This is a genomic window from Streptomyces sp. NBC_00461 (assembly GCF_036013935.1).
Taxonomy (GTDB): Bacteria; Actinomycetota; Actinomycetes; order Streptomycetales; family Streptomycetaceae; genus Streptomyces.
Genome location: NZ_CP107902.1, coordinates 8,220,432 through 8,241,582, shown reverse-complemented (window position 1 = coordinate 8,241,582; position 21,151 = coordinate 8,220,432). Strand labels below are relative to the sequence as shown.

Annotated in this window: 17 protein-coding genes and 2 pseudogenes; 14 read left to right on the top strand and 5 right to left on the bottom strand. The window is 70.3% G+C overall.

Going from position 1 to position 21,151, the window contains the following annotated elements; all coding sequences use genetic code 11:
- The first annotated feature begins 20 nt into the window (after window positions 1-20).
- The 9 genes from OG870_RS38170 (at window position 21) to OG870_RS38130 (ending at window position 12,718) form a co-directional block, all read left to right on the top strand.
- Window positions 21-1,073 (top strand): carbohydrate kinase family protein, encoded by a 1,053-nt coding sequence (locus tag OG870_RS38170; RefSeq protein WP_266525451.1) that lies wholly within the window; start codon window positions 21-23, stop codon window positions 1,071-1,073.
- 47 nt (window positions 1,074-1,120) lie between these two features.
- Complete coding sequence (locus tag OG870_RS38165; RefSeq protein WP_266525449.1) at window positions 1,121-2,398, top strand: ABC transporter substrate-binding protein; 1,278 nt, start codon at window positions 1,121-1,123, stop codon at window positions 2,396-2,398.
- A gap of 124 nt (window positions 2,399-2,522) precedes the next feature.
- A complete protein-coding gene (locus OG870_RS38160) occupies window positions 2,523-3,407 on the top strand; it encodes a carbohydrate ABC transporter permease (protein WP_266525882.1) in 885 nt (294 codons plus the stop codon).
- Window positions 3,404-4,273: a carbohydrate ABC transporter permease gene (locus OG870_RS38155; protein WP_327691954.1), complete on the top strand. Its 870-nt coding sequence runs from the start codon at window positions 3,404-3,406 to the stop codon at window positions 4,271-4,273. The genes OG870_RS38160 and OG870_RS38155 overlap by 4 nt, the downstream gene beginning before the upstream one ends.
- Before the next feature lie 25 nt (window positions 4,274-4,298).
- Window positions 4,299-5,237, top strand: coding sequence for an alkaline phosphatase family protein (locus tag OG870_RS38150; protein ID WP_327691953.1), 939 nt, complete (start codon window positions 4,299-4,301; stop codon window positions 5,235-5,237).
- On the top strand, window positions 5,234-8,176 hold the full coding sequence (locus OG870_RS38145) for a glycoside hydrolase family 2 TIM barrel-domain containing protein (RefSeq protein WP_327691952.1): 2,943 nt from the start codon (window positions 5,234-5,236) through the stop codon (window positions 8,174-8,176). Before OG870_RS38150 ends, OG870_RS38145 begins: the two co-directional genes overlap by 4 nt.
- 62 nt (window positions 8,177-8,238) lie before the next feature.
- A complete protein-coding gene (locus tag OG870_RS38140; RefSeq protein ID WP_327691951.1) occupies window positions 8,239-10,092 on the top strand; it encodes a LamG-like jellyroll fold domain-containing protein in 1,854 nt (617 codons plus the stop codon).
- Window positions 10,093-10,116: 24 nt separating this feature from the next.
- Window positions 10,117-11,787, top strand: coding sequence for a PHP domain-containing protein (locus OG870_RS38135; RefSeq protein WP_266525439.1), 1,671 nt, complete (start codon window positions 10,117-10,119; stop codon window positions 11,785-11,787).
- Between the two features lie 100 nt (window positions 11,788-11,887).
- Window positions 11,888-12,718, top strand: coding sequence for a PaaX family transcriptional regulator (locus OG870_RS38130; protein ID WP_266927198.1), 831 nt, complete (start codon window positions 11,888-11,890; stop codon window positions 12,716-12,718).
- On the opposite strand, the gene OG870_RS38125 is transcribed toward OG870_RS38130, so the two are convergent.
- Genes OG870_RS38125 through OG870_RS38110 form a run of 4 tightly spaced genes read right to left on the bottom strand, consistent with a single transcriptional unit; the run spans window position 12,709 to window position 16,515 of the window.
- Window positions 12,709-13,164 (bottom strand): MaoC family dehydratase, encoded by a 456-nt coding sequence (locus OG870_RS38125; RefSeq protein WP_266591423.1) that lies wholly within the window; start codon window positions 13,162-13,164, stop codon window positions 12,709-12,711. The two genes, OG870_RS38130 and OG870_RS38125, sit on opposite strands and share 10 nt — an antisense overlap.
- 30 nt (window positions 13,165-13,194) lie before the next feature.
- On the bottom strand, window positions 13,195-14,700 hold the full coding sequence (menE, locus tag OG870_RS38120) for an o-succinylbenzoate--CoA ligase (protein ID WP_266525434.1): 1,506 nt from the start codon (window positions 14,698-14,700) through the stop codon (window positions 13,195-13,197).
- A gap of 10 nt (window positions 14,701-14,710) precedes the next feature.
- Window positions 14,711-15,586, bottom strand: a complete 876-nt coding sequence (locus OG870_RS38115; protein WP_266592593.1) for an amidohydrolase family protein — start codon at window positions 15,584-15,586, stop codon at window positions 14,711-14,713.
- A gap of 11 nt (window positions 15,587-15,597) precedes the next feature.
- A complete protein-coding gene (locus OG870_RS38110) occupies window positions 15,598-16,515 on the bottom strand; it encodes an SDR family NAD(P)-dependent oxidoreductase (protein WP_323178500.1) in 918 nt (305 codons plus the stop codon).
- 272 nt (window positions 16,516-16,787) lie between these two features.
- Between OG870_RS38110 and OG870_RS38105 the strand changes: the two genes are divergently transcribed.
- From OG870_RS38105 to OG870_RS38085, 5 genes and pseudogenes are all read left to right on the top strand, one after another.
- Window positions 16,788-17,213 (top strand): MarR family winged helix-turn-helix transcriptional regulator, encoded by a 426-nt coding sequence (locus OG870_RS38105; RefSeq protein WP_266525432.1) that lies wholly within the window; start codon window positions 16,788-16,790, stop codon window positions 17,211-17,213.
- A gap of 109 nt (window positions 17,214-17,322) precedes the next feature.
- Entirely contained in the window at window positions 17,323-18,687 is a 1,365-nt protein-coding gene (locus OG870_RS38100; protein WP_266927854.1) for an alpha/beta hydrolase family protein, read from the top strand.
- Window positions 18,684-19,442, top strand: a complete 759-nt coding sequence (locus tag OG870_RS38095) for an IclR family transcriptional regulator (protein WP_266525426.1) — start codon at window positions 18,684-18,686, stop codon at window positions 19,440-19,442. Before OG870_RS38100 ends, OG870_RS38095 begins: the two co-directional genes overlap by 4 nt.
- A 167-nt stretch (window positions 19,443-19,609) precedes the next feature.
- Window positions 19,610-20,362, top strand: a pseudogene (locus OG870_RS38090) (histidine kinase); the annotation flags it as partial.
- Window positions 20,347-20,469 (top strand): annotated as a pseudogene (locus tag OG870_RS38085) (LuxR C-terminal-related transcriptional regulator); the annotation flags it as partial. The pseudogenes OG870_RS38090 and OG870_RS38085, both read left to right, overlap by 16 nt.
- Before the next feature lie 13 nt (window positions 20,470-20,482).
- On the opposite strand, the gene OG870_RS38080 reads toward OG870_RS38085, so the two are convergent.
- Entirely contained in the window at window positions 20,483-20,887 is a 405-nt protein-coding gene (locus OG870_RS38080; RefSeq protein WP_266591419.1) for a VOC family protein, read from the bottom strand.
- Between the last annotated feature and the right edge of the window lie 264 nt (window positions 20,888-21,151).

Genomic DNA, 21,151 nt, shown 5'->3' with positions numbered 1-21,151 from the left:
TTTGACGAGAGGCTGCGCGCGTGGACGACGACAGGCCCGATGTGCTGCTGACCGGGCTGCTCTTCTACGACCTCGTCCTCACCGGGCTCGGGAAGGCGCCGACGCCGGGCGAGGAGATCTGGACGGCCGGCATGGGCTGCGGCCCCGGCGGCATCGCGAACCTCGCGGTGGCCGCGTCCCGCCTCGGCCTGCGCACCTCACTGGCCACGGTCTTCGGCGACGACTTCTACGGCGAGTACTGCCGGGACATCCTGTGCGACCAGGAGGACATCGACCTCTCGCTCTCCCGCACCGCGGACGGCTGGCCCACCCCCGTCACCGTCTCCCTCGCGCACGGTCACGACCGTGCCCTCGTCACCCACGGCCAGGAACCCCCGTACTCGCAGGACGCGCTGGTGGGCGACCCGCCCGAGGCGCGCGTCGCACTCGTGCACATCGAGGCCGAGCCCCGCGAGTGGCTCGCCAAGGCCGCCGCGAACGGCACGCAGATCTACGCCGACGTCGGCTGGGACCCCACCCAGCAGTGGTCCACCGACCTCCTCGACCAACTGAGGATCTGCCACGCCTTCCTCCCGAACGAGACCGAGGCGATGGCCTACACCCGTACCGACAGCGCGCTCGCGGCGCTCGGCACGCTCTCCGAGCTGGTGCCGGTGGCCGTGGTCACACGGGGCGGCGACGGCGCGGTGGCCGTCGACCAGACGACCGGCGAGTACGCGGAGGTCCCGGCGCTCGACGTCGACGTCCTGGACGCGACGGGCGCCGGTGACGTCTTCGGCGCGAGCTTCGCCGCGGCCTCCCTCGGCGGCTGGCCGCTCGCGGAGCGGCTGCGGTTCGCCGTTCTCTCGGCCGGTCTGTCGGTCAAGCAGCACGGCGGGGCGCTCGCCGCCCCCGGCTGGTACGGCGTCGACCGCTGGTGGCGCTCCCTGACCGACCCGGAGCTGAAGCAGGCGTACGGCTTCCTCTCCGACCGCATACCGGCGGACGTCGGCCCGCCGGTGCGGTACGCGCCGGTGACCCCACCCGCCCATCAGGCGTCCGTCGGCCCACGCGCCTCCGAACGGCTGCGCTGACCCTCAAGTCCTTCAAGCACCTCGAACAGGAACAACAGGAGTGACCCGTGGACCTTTCTCGTAGAGGCTTCCTGCAGGCCGCCGCACTCACCGCGGCCGCGTCCGGCCTGACCGTCGCATGCGGCGGCAGCTCGGGATCGGGCGGCACCAAGAACGGCAAGAACCTCACCTTGTGGTACTGGGGCGGCGCGCTCAGCGACAAGGTGGTCGCAGAGGCCAAGACCCACTTCGGCAGCCAGATCAAGCTGACCACCGCCTCCATCGGCGGCGACTTCAAGCAGAAGCTCACCACCACCATCGCGGCGGGCGCCTCCGTGCCCGACATCACCGGCATCAAGGGCGAGGACATGGCGTCCTTCCTGCCCAACGCCAGCCGTTTCCTCGACCTGAACGACCTCGGCTTCAAGAAGATCTCGTCCCAGTACCTGGACTGGAAGACCAAGCTCGCCCAGACCGAGGACGGCAGGCAGATCGGTTTCCCCATCGACATCGGTCCCACCGCGCTCTTCTACCGCGAGGACCTGTTCGGCAAGGCCGGGCTGCCCACCGACCCCGACAAGGTCGCCGCCGCGGTCAAGACCTGGGACGACTACTTCGCGCTCGGCAGCGAGCTGACGAAGGCTCTCCCGGGCGTCTTCCTGGTCAACAACATCAGCTCGGTGTTCAACATCGCGGTCGGCCAGGGCACCAAGCGGTTCATCGACAAGAACAACCACTTCATCGGCGACCAGGACCACATCCGCGCCGCGTGGACCACCGCGGTGCGCCCGTACACGCTCGGCATCGACGCCAAGATCAACGACAACTCCTGGAACGCCGCCATCGGCAAGAGCCTGGCCACCGAACTCGGCGCGGCCTGGCACGCGCTGGACATCGAACAGGCCGCCCCGCACACCAAGGGCAAGTGGCGGGTCTGTGCGAATCCCGTCGGACCGTCCAACCAGGGCGGCTCCTACCTGGCCCTGCCCAAGCAGTGCCGCAACCCCGAAGAAGCATTCAAGATCATCAGCTGGATCCTCAGCCCGACGAACGACGCCCGCGGCTTCACCGACGCCGCCATCTTCCCCGCCGCCCCGGCCGCGTACGCCATGCCGGCCATGACGGGCCCCGACGCCTTCTTCGGCGGGCAGAAGATCATCGACGTCTTCGGCCCTGCCGCCAAGACCATCCCGGACAGCTACGAGGCACCCGCCGACGCGGCCGTCATGGCGCCCTACCTCGCCGAACTGACGAGTATCGAGGCCAAGGGCAAGAAGCCCGACGACGCCTGGAAGGACGCGGTCAGCCAGGCCAAGCAGATCGCCCGGCGACAGGGGGTGAACTGAGGTGTCGTCACCTCCGGTCACCGGCTCCGCCGAGGCGCCCCAGCACCTCGGCGGGCCAGGCCCGGCCCGGTTCCGCCCGCGGCGCACCCCGCCCGCGGGCACCGTTCGGCCCAGGCGGCGCGGCCTGCTGTCGTACTGGCGGCAGTACCTCGCGATCTCGCCCTTCTACCTGATCTTCATCGCCTTCTCGTTCTTCCCGGTCTTCTACTCGCTGTATCTGGCGTTCCAGCGCTGGGACGGCGTGGGCACCATGCACTTCGTGGGCCTGCAGCAGTTCCGGTTCCTGTGGGACGACCCGATCTTCTGGCTGTCGATCCGCAACACCCTGGCGATCTGGGTCCTGTCCACCGTTCCCACGCTCTTCGGCGCCCTGGTCCTGGCCACGTTGCTGCATTCGGTGCGCCGCTTCAAGGGCTTCTACCGCATCGCCCTCTACGTCCCGAACGTCACGTCGATCGTCGCTGTGGCGATCTTCTTCGGCGCGGTGTTCAGCAACAACTTCGGCCTGGTCAACGCGATCCTGGGCGCGGTCGGCATCTCGCCGGTCCCGTGGCTGAGCAACCCGTGGCTGATCAAGGTGGTCATCGCGCTGCTGATGACCTGGATGTGGACCGGCTACAACATGATCATCTACCTAGCCGGGCTCCAGGCCATCCCGACATCGGTCTACGAGGCGGCCAAGATGGACGGCGCCGGTCCCATCCGCACGTTCTTCCAGATCACCATCCCGATCATGCGGCCGATCATCCTGTTCACCGTGATCGTCTCGACCATCAACGGCCTGCAGAGCTTCAGCGAGCCCCAGGTCCTGTTCGCCAGCAACGCCGCCAACCAGAACCTCGGCGGCCCGGGCCAGTCGGGTCTGACCACGTTGCTGTACTTCTACCAGTCGGCCTTCCTCAACAACGACTACGGCTACGGCGCGGCCATCGTGTGGGCCTTCTTCGTACTGATCATCGTGCTCGTCGCCATCAACTGGCGCATCGTGCAGCGAGGGAGGAAGCCATGACCACAGCCGGCACGACGCGGCCGGCCAAGGGCGTGAGGCGGCTGCGCCGCCCCAAGGGCCTGACCGCGCACATCCTCCTCGTCCTGGCCGTCCTGGTCTCGGTCTTCCCGTTCCTGTGGACGATCGTCATGGCGACCAACACCACCCAGGACATCTACAAGAGCCCGCCGAAGCTGACGTTCGGCTCCCACCTGCTGGAGAACATCCGGCATGTGCTGAACACCATCGATTTCTTCGGTTCGATGCTCAACACGGTCCTCGTCGCCTGTGCCACCACGGTTCTGGTGCTGTTCGTCGACTCCCTGGCGGCCTTCACCTTCGCCAAGTTCGACTTCCCCGGACGCCGGGTGCTCTTCGGCACGCTGCTGTTGTTCATGATGCTGCCGCTCCAGCTGGCCATCCTTCCGCAGTTCATCCTCATGTCGAAGATCGGCTGGGTGGGCATGCTCAAGGCGCTGGCCCTGCCCTCCCTCGCCAACGCCTTCGGCATCTTCTGGCTGCGCCAGTACATAGAGAACGGCGTGCCCGACGAACTGCTCGACGCCGCGCGCATCGACGGCGCCGGGTTCTTCCGTCAGTACTGGAACATCGTCCTGCCGATGATCAGGCCCGCGCTGTCCTTCCTCGCCATCTACGCCTTCGTCAACGCGTGGAACGACTACGTCTGGCCGCTGATCGTGCTCACCAACCCCGACCACGTGACCCTCCAGGTCGAACTCGCCCAGCTCAACCTCGGTCACAACACCGACTACAGCATGGTCATGGCCGGTGTCCTCATGGCGGCCCTGCCGCTGGTCGTGGTCTTCGCCATCTTCGCCCGCGGATTCATAGCGGGCGCCACGGAAGGGGCGGTACAGGGCAGTTGAACCGGTCTCGCGAGGGAGGCGCTCAGTGACGCATACCGCCGACGGAGGACTGTCGGGGCGCGGCAAGGTGCTCGTGGTGGGCATGGACGGGTTGCGCTTCGACCGGCTGACGCGTTCACCGTCCACGGCGCCCGTACTGCACGGCCTGATGGCCACGGGCGCCCACGGCACCAGCCTGCTGCCCTACGGCGAGGTGAACGGCCAGGCCGAGAACGGGCCGTCCACCAGCATGGCCTACACCGACTCCGGGCCCGGCTGGTCGAGCGTGCTGACCGGGGTGTGGCCCGACCGTCACGGGGTGACCGGCAACGACTTCACCGGCTCCGACTATGCCCGCTACCCCGACTTCCTGAGCCGCGCTGTCGCGGTCCGGCCCGGTCTGCGCACGGCGTCCGCGGTGTCCTGGCCCGAACTGGTCCACCGTGGCACACTCGGCCCCGCCATCGGCCGGCGTGTGCACTACGACGGCGAATCGGACGGCTACGAAACCGCGGACCGTCTGGTCGCGCGCACCGCCACACGCTGGCTCACCGAGGAAGACCCCGACGTCGTGTTCGTGTACTTCGGGGCCGCCGACGAGGCCGGCCACGACACGGGCCCCCTCTCCCCCGCCTACGACCGGGCCGTCCTCTCCCAGGACACCCACCTGGGGCGTCTCCTGGAGGCGATCGACGCCCGACGCGCGGACCCCGCACGTGCCGACGAGCAGTGGACCGTGCTGGTCACCACCGACCACGGCCACCTCGACACCGGGGGCCACGGTGGCGACACGCCTGCCGAACAGGAGGTCTTCGTCATCCTCGCCGAGCCCTCCGGCGCCGGCGACACCCGGCTCGACTCACCCTGCCTCGTCGACATAGCCCCCACCGTCCTGGCCTGTCTCGGCATCCCCGTCAACCCCGCCTGGGGCCTGCAGGGCCGCTCCTTGCTCCGGCCCACCACACCGACTTCGGAATGGTCATGACCGACGCACTCCCCGCCGATCCCTTGATCTCCCTCCGCCCCTGGGAGGCACCTGAGGTGACCTCCTGGGGGCGGCTGCCGATGAACGCCGTCGACCGGCGCGACGGAGCCCTCTCCCTGGACGGCGACTGGCGCTTCCAGCTGCTGCCCGCTCCTGACGCGCCGGTCGGCGGTGCCTGGTCGTCCTCGTACGTCCCGGGCGTCTGGACCATGCAGACCATTCAGGGCGCGGACGACCTGCCGCAGTACACGAATGTCCGGATGCCCTTCGCCGAGTTCCCGCCCCACCCGCCCGCCGCCAACCCGACGGGCGTGTACGAGCGTGAGGTGGACGTCCCTGCCGACTGGGCCGGACGCCGGATCGTGCTCCAGGTCGGTGCCGCCGAGAGCGTGCTGCTGGTGCACGTGGACGGGCGGCCCGTCGGCGTTTCCAAGGACTCCCACCTGGCCGCCGACTTCGACCTGAGCGATGTGGTGCGCCCAGGCGAGCGGTGCGTCGTAAGGCTCACCGTCGTCAAGTGGTCCGACGCCTCGCACATCGAGGACCAGGACCAGTGGTGGCACGGCGGCATCACCCGCTCGGTGCTGCTGTACGCGACCGACCCGCTGCACCTGGCCGATGTCACCGTGCGGGCCGCCTTCGACGGCGAGCTGCGCATCGACTGCCGGGTACGGGACGCGGGCGGCTCATTGCCGGAAGGCTGGTACGTCAGCGGCGAGATGGAGGGCCAACTCCTCGTCCAGGACCGGGAGTTCGACCGTTTCAACGTCGAGGACGACCGTGTCTCCGACTTCCTCGGCGAGGCCCGGATCCAGGCCACCGTCCCGGACGTGCGCACCTGGAACGCCGAGACCCCCGAGCTGTACGACCTGACCGTCCGCCTGCACCGCCGCGACTCAACCGTCGTCGACACCTCGCGCCACCGTGTCGGCTTCCGCGACGTCGAGATCATCGGCCGCGACCTCCTCGTCAACGGCGAGCGGGTGTTCATCCGCGGCGTCAACCGGCACGACTTCCATCCGCTGACCGGCCGCACGGTGTCGTACGACGACATGCGTGCGGACCTCGCCCTGCTGAAGCGCTTCGGCTTCAACGCGGTCCGCACCTCCCACTACCCGAACGACCCGACGCTGTACGACCTCGCCGACGAGCTGGGTCTCTATGTCGTCGACGAGGCCGACATCGAGTCCCACGACCACGCCCACGAGATCGCCGACGACCCGCGCTACCTGGGCGCGTTCGTGGACCGGGTCTCGCGGATGGTGCTGCGGGACAAGAACCACCCGTCGATCATCATCTGGTCACTGGGCAACGAGTCGGACTACGGCGCGAACCACGACGCGGCGGCGGGTTGGGTGCGCCGGCACGATCCGACCCGGCCCATCCAGTACGAGGGGGCCGCCAAGCTGGACTGGGCGGCGACCGACGACGCCTCCGACATCGCCTGCCCCATGTACGCGCCGATCGAGGACTGCGTCGCGCACGCCCTGTCGGGCCGGCAGACCAGGCCCCTCATCCAGTGCGAGTACTCCCACGCCATGGGAAACAGCAACGGCACGCTGGCCGACCACTGGGCTGCCATCGAGGCCACCCCGGGTCTTCAGGGCGGGTTCATCTGGGAGTTCTGGGACCACGGAATCCTGCAACACGTGAGCGACGGCAGACCCGCCGGGCGCGCGGGCGCCGGGCTGTATGACAACGGTGTCGCCGCGCCCGGCCACCGCTGGGCGTACGGCGGCGACTTCGGCGAGACGATCCACGACGGCGCGTTCATCGCCGACGGTGTCGTCTTCCCGGACCGCACCCCGAAGCCCGCCCTGTACGAGCACCGGGAGATCGCGGCACCGGTGCGCATCGAGTGCTACAAGCACGAGGGCATCGTGCTCGGCAACCACCAGCACTTCCGGGGCCTGGACTGGCTGTCCGGCCAGTGGGTGCTGTCCCTGGCCGACGGGCGCACCCTGACCGCGCCCGCCGAACTCCCCGATCTGCGACCGGGCGAGACGGCGGCCGTACCGCTGCCCTTCGACGTGCCCCGCGAGGGCGGCGAGGCCTGGCTGACGCTGCGGGTGACGACGGCCGAGGGGCAGCCCTGGGCGCCGCGGGGCACGGAGATCTGCACGCCGCAGGTGCGGCTGCGCGAGCCCGCCCGGCGCGAGGACGTTCCCGTGGACCGGCCCGTCGCGGTGGACGGCGAGGGCCTGCTGCTGCATCCGCTGCTGACGGCCGCTCCCGCTCTGTCCCTGTGGCGGGCGCCCACCGACAACGACGAGCTCGGCGGCATGGCGCCGCGCTGGCGGACCTGGGGGCTCGACTCCCTGGTCCGCAAGGTCGTGTCGGTCCGGCAGGACGGCGGGCGGGTGACCGTGCAGGCCGAGTACGCGGGCAACGTCGGCGTCGTACGCCACCGGCAGGTGTTCACCTCGGTCGAGGGCGGTGTCCGGGTCGACGAGGAGGCGACGCTGCCGGCCGAGTTCCACGACGTGGCGCGGGTCGGCTCGGTCTTCGAGACGGCGGAGGGCCTCGATCTGCTGGAGTGGTTCGGGCAGGGGCCGTGGGAGTCGTATCCCGACCGGAGCGCCGGCGCGCCCGTCGGCCACCACTCCGTCCCCGTCGACGAGTTGTTCACCCCTTATCTCCGTCCGCAGGAGAGCGGCGGCCGGCACGGTGTGCGGCGCTTCACGCTGTCCGCGCCGGACGCGACCGGTCTCGCGATCGAGCTGGACGAACCGCGCCAGGTCTCGGTGACGCGGTTTCGCGCCGAGGATCTGACCGCGGCCACGCACCACGACCAGCTGGTGCCGCGCTCCGGGTGCGTGGTGCATCTCGACGCGGCGCACCGCGGGCTCGGCACGGCCTCGTGCGGCCCCGACGCCTCCCCCTCATACCTCATTCCCCCGGGTGTCCATCGCTGGAGCTGGACCCTGCGCGCTCTCTGAACCCTCGCCTTCCTCTCTCATGTCCATGCCTCATGCGACATGTCACATTCCACGGAGCACACGTGTGTACTTCCCATGACCACAACCAGGGCGAAGCCGCGCAGGCCGGTGCCGGAAGACGCAGTTTCCTCAGGGCCACGGCGCTGCTCGGCGCCGCCGCCACGGCCGGGATCGGGGCCGGGGTCGCACTGCCGGCCGTCGCCGAGGCGGCCGAGAGGAGTGGCTGGCGTCCGGACTCCCACAGCCGCCGCTTCACGATCGCCGTCATGCCCGACACCCAGTACCTCTTCGACGGACCGAGCATCGACAGGGCTCCGGTCGAGGCGTCGCTGCGTTATCTGCTGGAGCAGGGCGACAAGGACGGCGGGACCGCCGACAACATCGTCTTCCTGTCCCATCTCGGCGACCTCACCCAGAACGGGGCCGAGGCCGAATTCGCGGGGATCAGCGACGCGTTCAAGCTGCTGGACCGGCGGGGCGTCGGCTACAGCGTCCTGGCCGGCAACCACGACGTGAAGTCGTCGACGGACGACCAGCGCGGCTCGACGCCGTACCTGGACGCGTTCGGACCCGAGCGCTTCAAGGGCAAGAAGACGTTCGGGGGCGCCTCTTCGGACGGCTACAACACCTACCACGTGTTCAAGGCGGCCGGGCGCGAGTGGCTGGTCCTGGCGCTTGACTGGCGGCTGTCGGCGCAGGGGTACGCCTGGGCGAAGGACGTGCTCGCCCGGCACCCGAAAACGCCGGTCATCCTGACCACGCACGAACTGGTCGTCGAGGACGACACGCTGTCGGACTACGGGCAGCAGCTGTGGGACCAGCTGATCAAGGACCACGACCAGATCTTCCTGACGCTGAACGGCCACTACTGGCCCGCGGGCCGCGCGACCCGCAAGAACGCGGCGGGCAACGACGTGCACCTGCACCTCACCAACTATCAGAACCGCTACTTCGGCGGCGCGGCGATGATCCGCCTCTACCGCTTCGACCTGGACCGGAACGTCATCGACGTGGAGACGGTCTCCCCGTGGATCCTCGGCCGGGCGGCGAAGGGCCTCAACGAGCTGGAGCGGCAGGAGATCGAGCTGAGCGGCGACGCCGACCGCTTCTCCGTCGACATCGACTTCGCGGACCGCTTCGCCGGCTTCGCCCCGGTGCCGGCTCGTCCGGCGCGGCCCGCGTCGAAGATGCTGGTCCGGGGCACGGCCGCGTACTGGCGCTTCGAGTCGGCCGCCTCCGGCACCGTCCGAGACCTGTCCGGTCACGGCAACGACCTCACGGTGGTCTCCGTGGGCGGCGGCTCGCTCGGCTGGTCCGCCGACCACCACCCCGACCAGCCGGGCCACGGCAGCCTGGAGTTCACGGGATTCAAGTCCCCGCTGAAGGGCGCGTATCTGAAGACCGTCGACGGCGCCCCGCTGAACTCGGCGACGTTCAAGGACGGTTACACCATCGAGGCGTTCTACCGGCTGCCCGCCGACTGGGATCCCGACCACAACGCATGGTCCGGCATCGTCAGCCGCACCGGCACGGGCGGCGCCGCCGGCAAGACCGCCGACGACCCGGACGAGCCCCTCGCCACCCTCTCGCTGTCCAACGACCGTGAGCCGCAGTGGGCGATGCGCCCGCTCAACCAGCAGGGCATCGCCACCAACTGGGGCCAGGAGACACCGCTGGAGACCTGGTGGCACCTCGCTGTCGTCAACGACGGCCGGCACACCACCCTGTATGTCGAGGGCTGCCCGGTCGTCCGCAACCCGAAGGCCACCTCGGTGGGCATCACCTCCGTCGGCCTGCCCTGGCTGCTCGGCGGCTACACGTACGCCGACAAGATCGACCAGATCCTGCACGGGCGCCTCGGCGACGTGCGGATCGTCTCCCGGGCACTGCCCGTCACCTCCTTCATGACCCACTGACGCCCCAGAACAGGACGCGCGACCATGACCGAGCAGCAGCTGCCCGCCTGGGCCGATCCCTCTGTCTCCCCCTCCGACCTCGACGCACAGGGCGTGTCCAGACGCCAGCTCATGCGCCGCGCGGGCCTGTTCGGCGCCGCGTTCGCCCTGGGCGGGGCCGCCACCCCGGCCGTCGCCGCCACCAGCCACGGCTTCGGCGGCCACGACCCGCGCCTGGCCTATCTCGTCGGCGACCACCACGTGCACTCCGTCTACAGCCACGACGCGAAGTACACCTTCTCCCAGCAGGCCCAGGCGGCCGCCAGGTACGGCCTGGACTGGATGGTGTTCAACGAGCACTCCAACTTCGGGCACGCCCACTACGGCGCCGCGCTGGAGCACAAGGAGATCCTCAAGGCCCGCGCGGACAACCCGCGTCAGCTGATCTTCCAGGGCCTGGAGTGGTACATCCCGGCCGCCGAGCACTGCACGGTGTTCGCCGCACCCGGCCCGAACGAGGTCGACCTGCTCACGCAGTTCGAGCTGGCCTACGACGGCAAGCTGCTCGGCTACGACAAGGGCGGTGCCGCCGACACCGACACCGCCCGCAACGAGGCGCACGCCGTCAAGGCGATCAAGTGGCTTGCGGAGCAACGCCGTTCGGGATACGTCGATGACGTCCTCGTCCTCGCCAACCACCCACTGCGCCTCGGCATCGACTCCCCGCACGAGATGCGCAACTGGCGGGACGCCGCCCCCGAGATCATGATCGGCATGGAGGGTGCGCCCGGCGCCCAGGGCGCGGCCATTCCCGGCTGGCGCGGCAGCACCTCCATCCGCGGTGAGTACGAGAACAAGCCGTCGCCGCAGTCCTGGGCGGGCTACCCGGCGGACGCCTACCTCACCTACGGCGGTTTCGACTGGGCGACCGCGACCGTCGGCGGGCTGTGGGACTCGATGCTGGCCGAGGGCCGGCTGTTCTCGATCACCACCAACTCCGACAACCACCGCACCGTCTTCGACACCTGGAAGAACGGCGACTGGCCGGCCGGGCAGAACTTCGACAACACCGGCAAGCTGCCGGACCCGGTGAACACCGACACCCCGCAGCCGGGCAGCGACTTCTGGCCGGGCGAGTTCAGCCGCACCCACGTCGGCGTGACCCGCTACGGCTACCGCGCGGTGATGGCGGGCCTGCGTGCGGGCCGCGTCTGGCTCGACCACGGGCATCTGCTGGACGGGCTCGACGTCCGGGTGAAGCGGGACTGCGACGCGGGCCGGGGCGTCACCCTCGGCGGGCGGCTGCGTGTCCGCAAGGGCGAGAAGGTCACGCTGCACGTGACGGTGACGACCGCGTCCCGCCCCAACCCGCAGGGAATCCTCCCCGAGCTGGCGCACGTCGACGTGATCCAGGGCACGGTGCGCGGACGGGTGGCCGACCGCGACACCTGGAAGGCGCCCGACACCAAGGTCGTACAGACGAAGGACGTGTCCGGCCGGAAGGGGACGTACACCCTGCGCATCCCGCTGACGGTGGGGCACGAGTCCTTCTACCTCCGGCTGCGCGGCAGCGACGGCAACCGTCACGGCGCGGGTTACCTCGGCGCCTCGATCGACCCGAACGGGCCGATTCCGCACGAGCCCGGCAACGGTGACCCGTGGGCGGACACCTGGTTCTATTCGAACCCCGTGTTCGTCGACGTGGCAGGCGCCTAGCCTCATTGGGCCGTCGATCGTCTGCGGCAGCGTCGTGGCTGGTCGCGCAGTTCCCCGCGCCCCTTTGGGGGCGCGGGGAACTGCGTCGTACCGTGGCCGCATGACCGGTGAAGAGTCATTGCGGCCCCAGTCCCTGCTGCTGACGTTCCTGGGCGACCAGGTGCTCGGGCGGGACGTCTGCGTGTACTCGGGCAGCGTGATCGACGTCTTCGAGCGCGCCGGAGTCGGCGAGCAGGCGACCCGATCGACCCTGACCCGGATGGCCAACCGGGGACTGCTGCGCCGCCAGCGCGAGGGCCGCAGGATGTACTTCGGCCTGACCGAGCACTCGATCGCGGTGCTGCGGGACGGCGAGCACCGCGTCTGGCAGACCGGCGCCGTCAACCGGCACTGGGACGGCACCTGGACCCTGCTCGGCTTCTCCCTCCCCGAGTCCTGGCAGCGTCAGCGCCACGATCTGCGCTCCAAACTGACGTGGAGCGGCTTCGGCCCGCTGTTCAGCGGTCTGTGGATCGCGCCGGGCGAGATCGACGTCTCGGAGCTGGTGTCCGAGCTGGGCCTCGCCGCCCATGTGAAGGTCTTCCGGGCGCACGCCGACGCCGGCATGGACATCGGCGCCATGATCGAGGACACCTGGGATCTGTCCGAACTGGCCGCGGGTTACGAGGAGTTCGTGCGCCGCTGGGAGACCTGGGAGAGCCGGCTGCCGGACGCCGACGACGCCCTGGCCCTGCGGCTGCGGCTGCAGGCCGAGTGGCTGCGGATCATCCGCCGCGACCCGCGCCTCCCGGTCAAGCATCTGCCGGACGACTGGCCGGCGGAACGGGCCGAGAAGACGTTCCGGGCGGTGCACGAGCGGCTCACGCCACTCGCGCGGGAAGCCTCGGAGCGCCTTCTCGACCTGGTGCCGGTACGCCCGGATCAGGCGTAGAAGCGCGACAGGCTCTGCAGCACGGCCGCGGGCTTCGCGCCGCCCTCGATCTCGATCGTGCCGTCCACGGTGATCTGCACTCCGCCCGGCACCTCCTCGACCTCCGCGAGCTTCCCGACCAGGCGGATGCGGGAGCCGACCTTCACCGGCGACGGGAAACGGACCTTGTTCAGGCCGTAGTTGACCTTCGTGGTGACGCCCTGGACGTCCAGGAGTTCGGTGAACAGCGGGATGAAGAGGGAGAGGGTGAGGTAGCCGTGGGCGATCGGGGCGCCGAAGGGGCCCGCTGCGGCCTTCTCAGGGTCCACGTGGATCCACTGGTGGTCGCCGGTGGCGTCGGCGAAGGTGTTGATGCGCTCCTGGGTGACCTCGATCCATTCGCTGGTGCCCAGATCGCTGCCCGCGAGCTTCTTCAGTTCGTCGATGCCGTTGACGGTGACGCTCATGAAACTGTCCTTCAAGTAGTCAGGAAATGGTCAGGAGTCGGTGCCGTAGCGCTTGCGCACGCGGGACTTGAGGAGCTTCCCGGAGGCGGTGCGCGGGAGGTCGTCCGCGAGCACCAGCGACTTCGGGATCTTGTACTTGGCGAGGCGGCCCGACAGCGAGGCCAGCACCTCGTCGGGATCCACGGAGGCGCCCTCGCGCGGGACGACGACCGCGCGCGGCACCTCGCCCCACTTGTCGTCCGGCACGCCGATGACCGCGACCTCGACGATGTCCGGATGGGAGAGGAGCAGGTCCTCGATCTCGGCGGGGTAGATGTTCTCTCCCCCGGAGATGATCATGTCCTTGATGCGGTCGACGATGTGGACGTACCCGTCCTCGTCGACGCGCGCCGCGTCCCCGCTGCGGAACCAGCCGTCGGCGAAGGCGGCGGCCGTCTCCTCGGGCAGCCCCCAGTAGCCGGGCATGACGTGCGGCCCTCGGACGACGACCTCGCCGGTCTCGTCGAGGTCGACGGCGGTGAAGTCCGGCCGTACGACGCGTACATCGCTGAAGAAGTGCTGCACGCCCGCCGAACCCGCCTTGCTGATCGCGTGTTCGGCGTCCAGGAACAGGGTGCCGGGGGACGCCTCCGTCATGCCGTAGCCCTGGAGGAAGGTGAGCCCGCGCTCCTGGTAGGCGGCGATCAGCGGCGTCGACACCGGGGAGCCGCCGCAGGTCAGGATCCGCAGGGAGGACAGATCCGCGCCCGCCCAGCGGGGGTGCCGGGCCACCTGCTCGAACATCGTCGGCACCCCGAACATGAAGGTGATCCGGTGCTGTTCGATCAGGTCGAAGGTGGCGTTCGGGTCGAAGGCCTCGACCAGGACGCAGGTGCCGCCCTTGAGCAGGACCGGCAGCGTCAGCATGTTCAGGCCGGCCGTGTGGAACAACGGCGCGGAGACCAGGGCGCGTTCGTCGGCGATCAGGTCGGTGTCGACGAGGACGTTGATCGCGTTCCAGGTCAGGTTGCCGTGGGTGAGCATCGCGCCCTTGGGGCGGCCGGTCGTTCCCGAGGTGTACATGATGATGCAGGTGTCGTCGGGGACGACCGGCTCGTCGACGGGCTCGGCGGAGGCCGAGGCCAGCGCCTCCTCGTACTCGGCGCCCACCTCGACGTACGCCCGCACGTCGGTACTGCCCGGCAGCCCGGCGACGAGCCCGGCGTGCGAGGAGCCGTAGACGAGCGCCTTCGCCCCGGAGTCGGCGAGCTGGAAGGCGATCTCCGGGCCCGCGAGGCGGGTGTTGAGGGGGACGAAGACCGCACCGAGCGTGCCCGCCGCGAACAGGGTCTCCAGGTAGGAGGGGTGGTTGGGGCCGAGGTAGGCGATGCGGTCGCCGCGCCGCACGCCCCGGGCGCGCAGGGCGTGGGCGAGGCGGGTGGTGCGGTCGTACAGCTGCGCGTACGTGAGCGAGGTGCCGCCGTGGATCAGGGCGGAGCGGTGCGGAGTCTTGCGGGCCCGGCGTGCGGGCCACGACCCCAGTCCCTCATTGCGCATCTACGGCCCCTTAAGGCTTGGTCAGCCCGAGCAGACGGGCGGCGTTCTCCTTGAGGATCTTCGGCTTGACCTCGTCCTTGATCGACAACTTCTCGAAGTCGGCCAGCCAGCGGTCCGGGGTGAGAACGGGGAAGTCGGAGCCGAAGAGGACCTTGTCCTTCAGCAGAGTGTTGGCGTACTGCACGAGCTGCGGCGGGAAGTACTTCGGTGACCAGCCGGACAGGTCGATGTGCACGCCCGGCTTGTGCGTGGCGACGGCGAGGGCCTCGTCCTGCCAGGGGAAGGACGGGTGCGCCAGGATGATCTTGAGGTGCGGGAAGTCGGCGGCCACGTCGTCCACGTGGAGGGGGTTGGAGTACTTCAGGCGGATGCCGCCCCCGCCCGGGACTCCGGCGCCGATGCCGGTCTGGCCGGTGTGGAAGAGAGCGATCGTGCCGGTCTCCTCGATCACCTCGTAGAGGTCGTAGGCCACCGAGCGGTCGTTGGGGAAGAAGCCCTGGATGCTCGGGTGGAACTTGAAGCCCTTCACGCCGTACTCCTCGACCAGGCGGCGGGCCTGCTTCACGCCCGCCTTCCCCCGGAAGGGGTCGATGGAGGCGAAGGGGATGAGGACGTCGGAGTTGGCGGCCGCGGCCTCGGCGACCTCCTCGTTCGGGACGGGCGCGGTGCCGGTCGCGGACTCGGCGTCGACCGTGAAGATCACGGCGGCCATCTTCCGCTCCCGGTAGTACGCGGCCGTCTCCTCCAGGGTGGGCTTCCGCTTGCCCTCGACCTTGAAGTAGGCCGAGGAGGCGTCGTGCAGGTCGTCGTCCAGGGAGGAGTGCCCCTTGGAGGAGACCTCCGCGTGGGTGTGGACGTCGATCGCGACGAGGTCGTCGACGTTCATGGAGGGAGCCATCACGCCTCCGGGAAGTTGGGCGCCGGGATGCCGACCGACTGGAGCTCTGCCCCCACGGACGTCGGGAAGACGTCGGCCAGGGAGTCGGGGGTCCAGCCGCCGTCCGCGTACGCAGCCTTGATCTCCTGCGGATGCGACCAGAGTGCCACCTTGTCGCCGCCGATGCCGATGGCCTGGCCGGTGATGCCGCGGGCGGCCTCCGAGGCGAGGAAGGGAACGAGGGCGGCGCAGTCCTCGGGGGTGCCGAAGCCCTCGCCCTTGCGCAGGAAGTCCGGGAAGGGCTGTCCGTTCTTCAGCGCCTCCACGTACGGGGCGAAGGCGGGGATGGTCTCGGTCATCGCGGTCGCCGCGACCGGCACGATCGCGTTGACGGTGATGTTCGCGCGGCCCAGCTCCATCGACCAGGTGCGGGCGAACGCGGCGATGCCGGCCTTGGCGGCGGCGTAGTTCGTCTGACCGAAGTTGCCGCGCTGGCCGGCCGGCGAGCCGACCAGGATCAGGGTGCCGCCCTCGCCCTGCTCGCGCATCCGGACGGCGGCGGCGCGGGCGCAGGTGAAGGTGCCCTTGAGGTGGGTGGTGATCACCGCGTCGAAATCGTCGTCGGTCATCTTCCACAGCACCTTGTCGCGCAGGATGCCGGCGTTGGTGACGAGGATGTCCAGGCGTCCGAACTCCTCGACCGCGCGGCCGACCAGCCGCTCGGCGGCCTCGGTCGTCCCGACCGGTACCACCTCGGCGACGGCGGTGCCGCCGGCCTCGGTGATGGACTTCACGGCCGCCTCGGCCACGGCCTCGTCGACGTCGTTGACGACCACGGAGGCGCCGCGGGCGGCCAGGGCGTGCGCGTAGGCGAGGCCGAGGCCCCGGCCACTGCCGGTGACGACGGCGACCTTGCCGGTGAGATCGATGCTGGACACGGGTGGAGTCCCTTCACATGGGGTGCGGTCACGCAGGGTGCGCCGGCACGAGGTGCGGTCACACGAGGTGTCGTGACGAGCACCTGGGTGCGGCTACGAGATCGAAGCTAAGAGCAATAATTGTTGACGTCAATAGTTGTTGGAGACCTCAGGGTGCGACATGCTGGAATGCGTACCGAGAGAACGCCCCCTGCGGGGCCGAGACCAGGGAGCCCGCCATCACCCGCCAGCACGCCGAGAACGCAGCCTCGATCGACGCGGACGAGCCATGGATGCGCGGCCTGCACGCGGACACGGGCTATCTGCTCTACCGCCTCGGCATCCGCTCCGGACAACTGTTCAACGCCTCCCTGCAGGAGTCGGGACTGCGCCTGCGCCACTACGCGGTCCTGCGCTTCCTCGCCACCTCCGAGGGCGCCCTGCAGCGCGAGCTCAGCGCCCGGCTCGGCTATGACCCGAGCGCGATCGTCGGCCTGGTCGACGACCTGGAGAAGCTCGGCTTCGCCGAGCGCCGCCTCTCCCCCGACGACCGCCGCAGCCGCATCGTCGCCCTGACCGCGGACGGCCGCGCCTTCCTTCAGGGCAGCGACGAGGCGGGGCTGCGCGTGACGAACGACCTCCTGGCCCCGCTGGACCCGGCCGAGCGGGAGACGCTGCACGCCCTGTTGCTGCGGATCACGGAAGACGGACCCGGCTAGTACCCCGACAGGACCAGTGTTGTGCGATTCATTGACGCCCGATGGATAAGTGCCTAACTTCACCGTGGTTTCGTCCCGCACCCCCCACCGGAAGGGACCCCCGTTGAAAATCCGCATCTGCCTCACCGCGCTCACCCTCACCCTGAGCGCGGCCGCCGCCGTGCCCGCGCAAGCGGCCGGCGACACCCACATCGAGGGCCAACTCCCCTCGGGCGCCGCATACTTGATGGACGTACCCGCAGGCTGGAACGGCACCGTGCTGCTCTACAGCCACGGCTACAGTGCCGTCGGCTGGCCCAACCCGGCGCAGGACTCCCCCAGCTCCACCGCCCGCGACAAGCTGCTGGCCGAGGGCTACGCCCTCATCGGCTCGTCCTACGCCACCAACGGCTGGGCGGTGACGGACGCGGTCCCCGACCAGCTCGCCACCCTGGATCTGTTCACGGAGAAGTTCGGCACGGCCCGGCGGACGCTCGCCTGGGGCACGTCGTACGGCGGGCTCGTCACGACGACCCTCGCCGAGCGGCACCCCGACCGCTTCGACGGATCGCTGTCGATGTGCGGGCTGGTGCAGGGCGGCGTCGCCAACTGGAACAGCACCCTCGACCCGGTGTTCGCCCTGAAGACCCTGCTCGCGCCCGGCGAGAAGATCCCGCTCACCGGATTCGCCGACCAGTCGGCCGCCGTCGCCGCCGCGAACACGCTCGGCTCGAAGACCACCGCCGCCCAGAAGTCCCCCGAGGGCCGCGCCCGTATCGCGCTCGCCGCCGCCCTGCACAACATCCCCGGCTACAACGACGCCACCCAGACGAAGCCGGGCCCGACCGACTGGGACGGCCAGGAGGCAAACCAGTACACGGCCGTCACCGGGCTGGTGCAGCTGCCCGCGTTCAGCTGGCGGCAGGAGGCGGAGAGCCGGGCGGGCGGCAACACGGCCTGGAACACCGGCGTCGACTACACCGCGATGCTGCGCCGGTCCCCGCTGTACAAAGAGGTGAGCGAGCTCTACAAGGAGGCGGGACTGTCCTTGCGCACCGACCTCACGGCACTGAACCGTGCACCTCGGATCAAGGCCGACCCCGCGGCCGTGCGGTGGATGCGGCACACCAGCGTCCTCACCGGCCGGCTCACCGACCCCCAGCTCGACATCCACACCACCGGCGACGCCCTGATCCCCGTCCAGGCCGAGAGCGCCTACCGCCGGGCCGCCACCGCGGCCGGCGCGGGGCGGCTGCTCAGCCAGGCGTACGTCGACGGGCCCGGGCACTGCGCCTTCACCGCCGGCGAGATACTCGGCGCCCTGCACACCCTGGAGCACCGGCTGGACACGGGCCGCTGGGACACCTCACCCGAGACCCTCAACTCCCGTGCCGCGCGGGAGGACGCGACGACCGAGCCGCGCTACGTGACCTACCAGCCGGCCGACTACCCCCGCCCGTACGACCTCGCCCACCCGGGAGACACCCGGCCATGAGCCTGCGCTCCGCGCCCGAACGGCTGCTGTCCGTGCTCGCCGCTTTCGACCACGAGCACCCGGCACTGTCCTTGACGGACATCAGCCGACGGGCCGGGCTGACCCTCACCACCGCGCACCGGCTCGTGGCCGCCCTGACCGACTGGGGCGCCCTGGAGCGGGACGAGTCCGGCGTCTACCACGTCGGGCTCAGGCTGTGGGAGGTGGCGGCGCTCGCCCCGCGCGGGCTCGCGCTGCGGCAGATCGCCCTGCCGTATCTGGAGGACCTGTACGAGGCGACCCACGAGAACGTGCAGTTGGCGGTGCGGGACGGCGACGAGGTCGTCTACATCGAGTGGCTCTCCGGTCGCAGCGCCGTCGGCGTGCACATCCGCGTCGGCGCGCGCTGGCCGCTGCACGCCACCGGGGTCGGGCTCGCGCTGCTGGCGCACTGCGGTCCGGAGTTCCAGGAGGAGTACTGCCTGGGCGGCCCCCTCACCTCCTTCACCCCGTACACCGTCACCGAACCGGTGCGGCTGCGCCGGGTGCTGGCCGAGGTACGGCGCACGGGAGTCGCGGTGAGCAGCCGCCAAGTCACCGACGACGCCCTGTCGGTGGCCGCACCGGTGCGCGGGCCGGGCGGCGCGGTCCTCGCCGCGGTGTCGGTGGTCGTACCGCAGGCCGACGCGCAGGTACCGGCGTTGATACCGGCGGTCCGGCTCGCGGCACTCGGCATCTCGCGGGCACTGGGCTGGCGACCGGCCAAGGAACCGTAGGAACCGGTCCGCGGCACGGGCTCCCCCGCTCCCGTCACCCGTTGCCGCCGGCCCGAACCGGCTCGGCTGCGCCCCGCCGACCGGCCCCGGATATCCCTCTCACCGGCGAGGCCCCGCCCGCACACCCGTCGTGATACTGGAACGGCCCCTGCCCCGAGGAGCCGCCCATGTCCCCGCAGTCCTGGTACACGCCGTCCTGGTACGCGCAGGCCGCCGCCCGCCTGCGTACGGCGAATCCGTACGCCGTCGACACCGCCCTCGCCGCGCTCGTGCTGTTCGCGGTCTCGCTGCAGTGGATCTTCCCCGACGAGGGGGACGACCCGCTCACCTGGCAGGGCTGGCTCCTCGGGGCCGCCACGGCGGTGCCGCTGGTGTGGCGGCGGCGGGCGCCGTTCGCGACCGCCTGGGCCGTGTCGGCGGCCACGCCCGCGATGGCCGTCTACCACGCGCCCCCGCCCGACGTGATGTACGGCGGCCTCGTCGTCCTCTACACCATGGCCGCCCGGGGCCTGCCCTGGCAGCGCCACGTGATGCTGGCGGGCTGGGCGGTCGGGGTCACCGTCACCATGCACCACAAGGAGGACGCCCGGCCCTTCGAGTACGCCTTCCATCTGCTGTGCATCGCCTGCGCCTACGCGCTCGGCCGGGTCGCCCGCGTCCAGCGCGCCTACACCGCGGAGTTGGAGGACCGGGCCCGGCGCCTGGAGCGGGAGCGCGCCGCGGACACCGCGCGCGCCATCGCCCAGGAACGCGCCCGGATCGCCCGGGACATGCACGACATCCTCGCCCACGCGGTGAGCCTCATGGTCGTCCAGGCGGAGGCCGGACCCGTCGTGCTGCGCAGCGATCCGGAGCGCGCGGAGGCCTCCTTCGACGCGATCGCCGGGGCCGGGCGGGACGCGATGTCAGCGAGCACACGGTGAAGACCCACGTCAGCAACGTGCTGAGCAAGCTGGGTCTGCGGGACCGCGTCCAGGCGGTGATCTGCGCCTACGAGACGGGACTGGTGACGCCCGGACCCGCCTAGGGTCTGTCGCGATTCAGTCGCCGAGTTCCTCGAAGAGTGTCAGCTGGAGTGCGCCCGGCGCCTCCAGGCGGGAGTTGAGGGAGTTCCACGGCGTGCGGGTCGGCTGGGCGAGCACCTCGGCGCCGGCGGCGGCCAGCCGTGCCGTGGCGGCGGTGGAGTCGTCGACCTGGAAGGCGACCCGGATGTGGCCGGCGACCCGGTGCCCCACCTCGACCTCGTCGATGAAGTCGGCGTGGTTCGGGTCGGTGAGCTCCAGGGTGGCCCTGCCCGCCTCCAGGATGGTGACCCGGCCGTCGGGTGAGGAGAAGGCGGCCCGCTCGGGCAGGCCGAGGACATCGCGGTAGAAGCGCAGTGCCGCGTCGTAGTCGGGCGCCGTGACGACGAGGCGTAGCTCACGGACGGCTGGTTCCTCGGACATGGCGCTCCCCGGAGATCGCGGATACCTGTCTATCCCAACCTCCGCACCGGCGGGAGGATTCCCGTCGCCGCCGCCTCCCCCGCGGGAGTGAGCCGCCCTCTTCTCTCCCCCGTACGGCTGAGGACCGGAAACCGCTCCCTCCGGCGATCCGCCCACACCCCCCGCGCCGCGAGCCTGAAGGACGAGGTCGACCGACCACTCGTTCACACCACCGTCTCTCCCGACCAGCCACAACGGACCCGCAGACGAACGACACGACACACA

Excerpts from the sequence above, each read along its gene's own strand:
- OG870_RS38145 (WP_327691952.1), top strand. The coding sequence starts at position 5,234 with ATGACCGACGCACTCCCCGCCGATCCCTTGATCTCCCTCCGCCCCTGG.
- OG870_RS38105 (WP_266525432.1), top strand. The coding sequence starts at position 16,788 with ATGCGCGGCCTGCACGCGGACACGGGCTATCTGCTCTACCGCCTCGGC.
- OG870_RS38155 (WP_327691954.1), top strand. The coding sequence starts at position 3,404 with ATGACCACAGCCGGCACGACGCGGCCGGCCAAGGGCGTGAGGCGGCTG.
- OG870_RS38125 (WP_266591423.1), bottom strand. The coding sequence starts at position 13,164 with ATGAGCGTCACCGTCAACGGCATCGACGAACTGAAGAAGCTCGCGGGC.
- menE (WP_266525434.1), bottom strand. The coding sequence starts at position 14,700 with ATGCGCAATGAGGGACTGGGGTCGTGGCCCGCACGCCGGGCCCGCAAG.
- OG870_RS38115 (WP_266592593.1), bottom strand. The coding sequence starts at position 15,586 with ATGAACGTCGACGACCTCGTCGCGATCGACGTCCACACCCACGCGGAG.
- OG870_RS38095 (WP_266525426.1), top strand. The coding sequence starts at position 18,684 with ATGAGCCTGCGCTCCGCGCCCGAACGGCTGCTGTCCGTGCTCGCCGCT.
- OG870_RS38135 (WP_266525439.1), top strand. The coding sequence starts at position 10,117 with ATGACCGAGCAGCAGCTGCCCGCCTGGGCCGATCCCTCTGTCTCCCCC.
- OG870_RS38080 (WP_266591419.1), bottom strand. The coding sequence starts at position 20,887 with ATGTCCGAGGAACCAGCCGTCCGTGAGCTACGCCTCGTCGTCACGGCG.
- OG870_RS38130 (WP_266927198.1), top strand. The coding sequence starts at position 11,888 with ATGACCGGTGAAGAGTCATTGCGGCCCCAGTCCCTGCTGCTGACGTTC.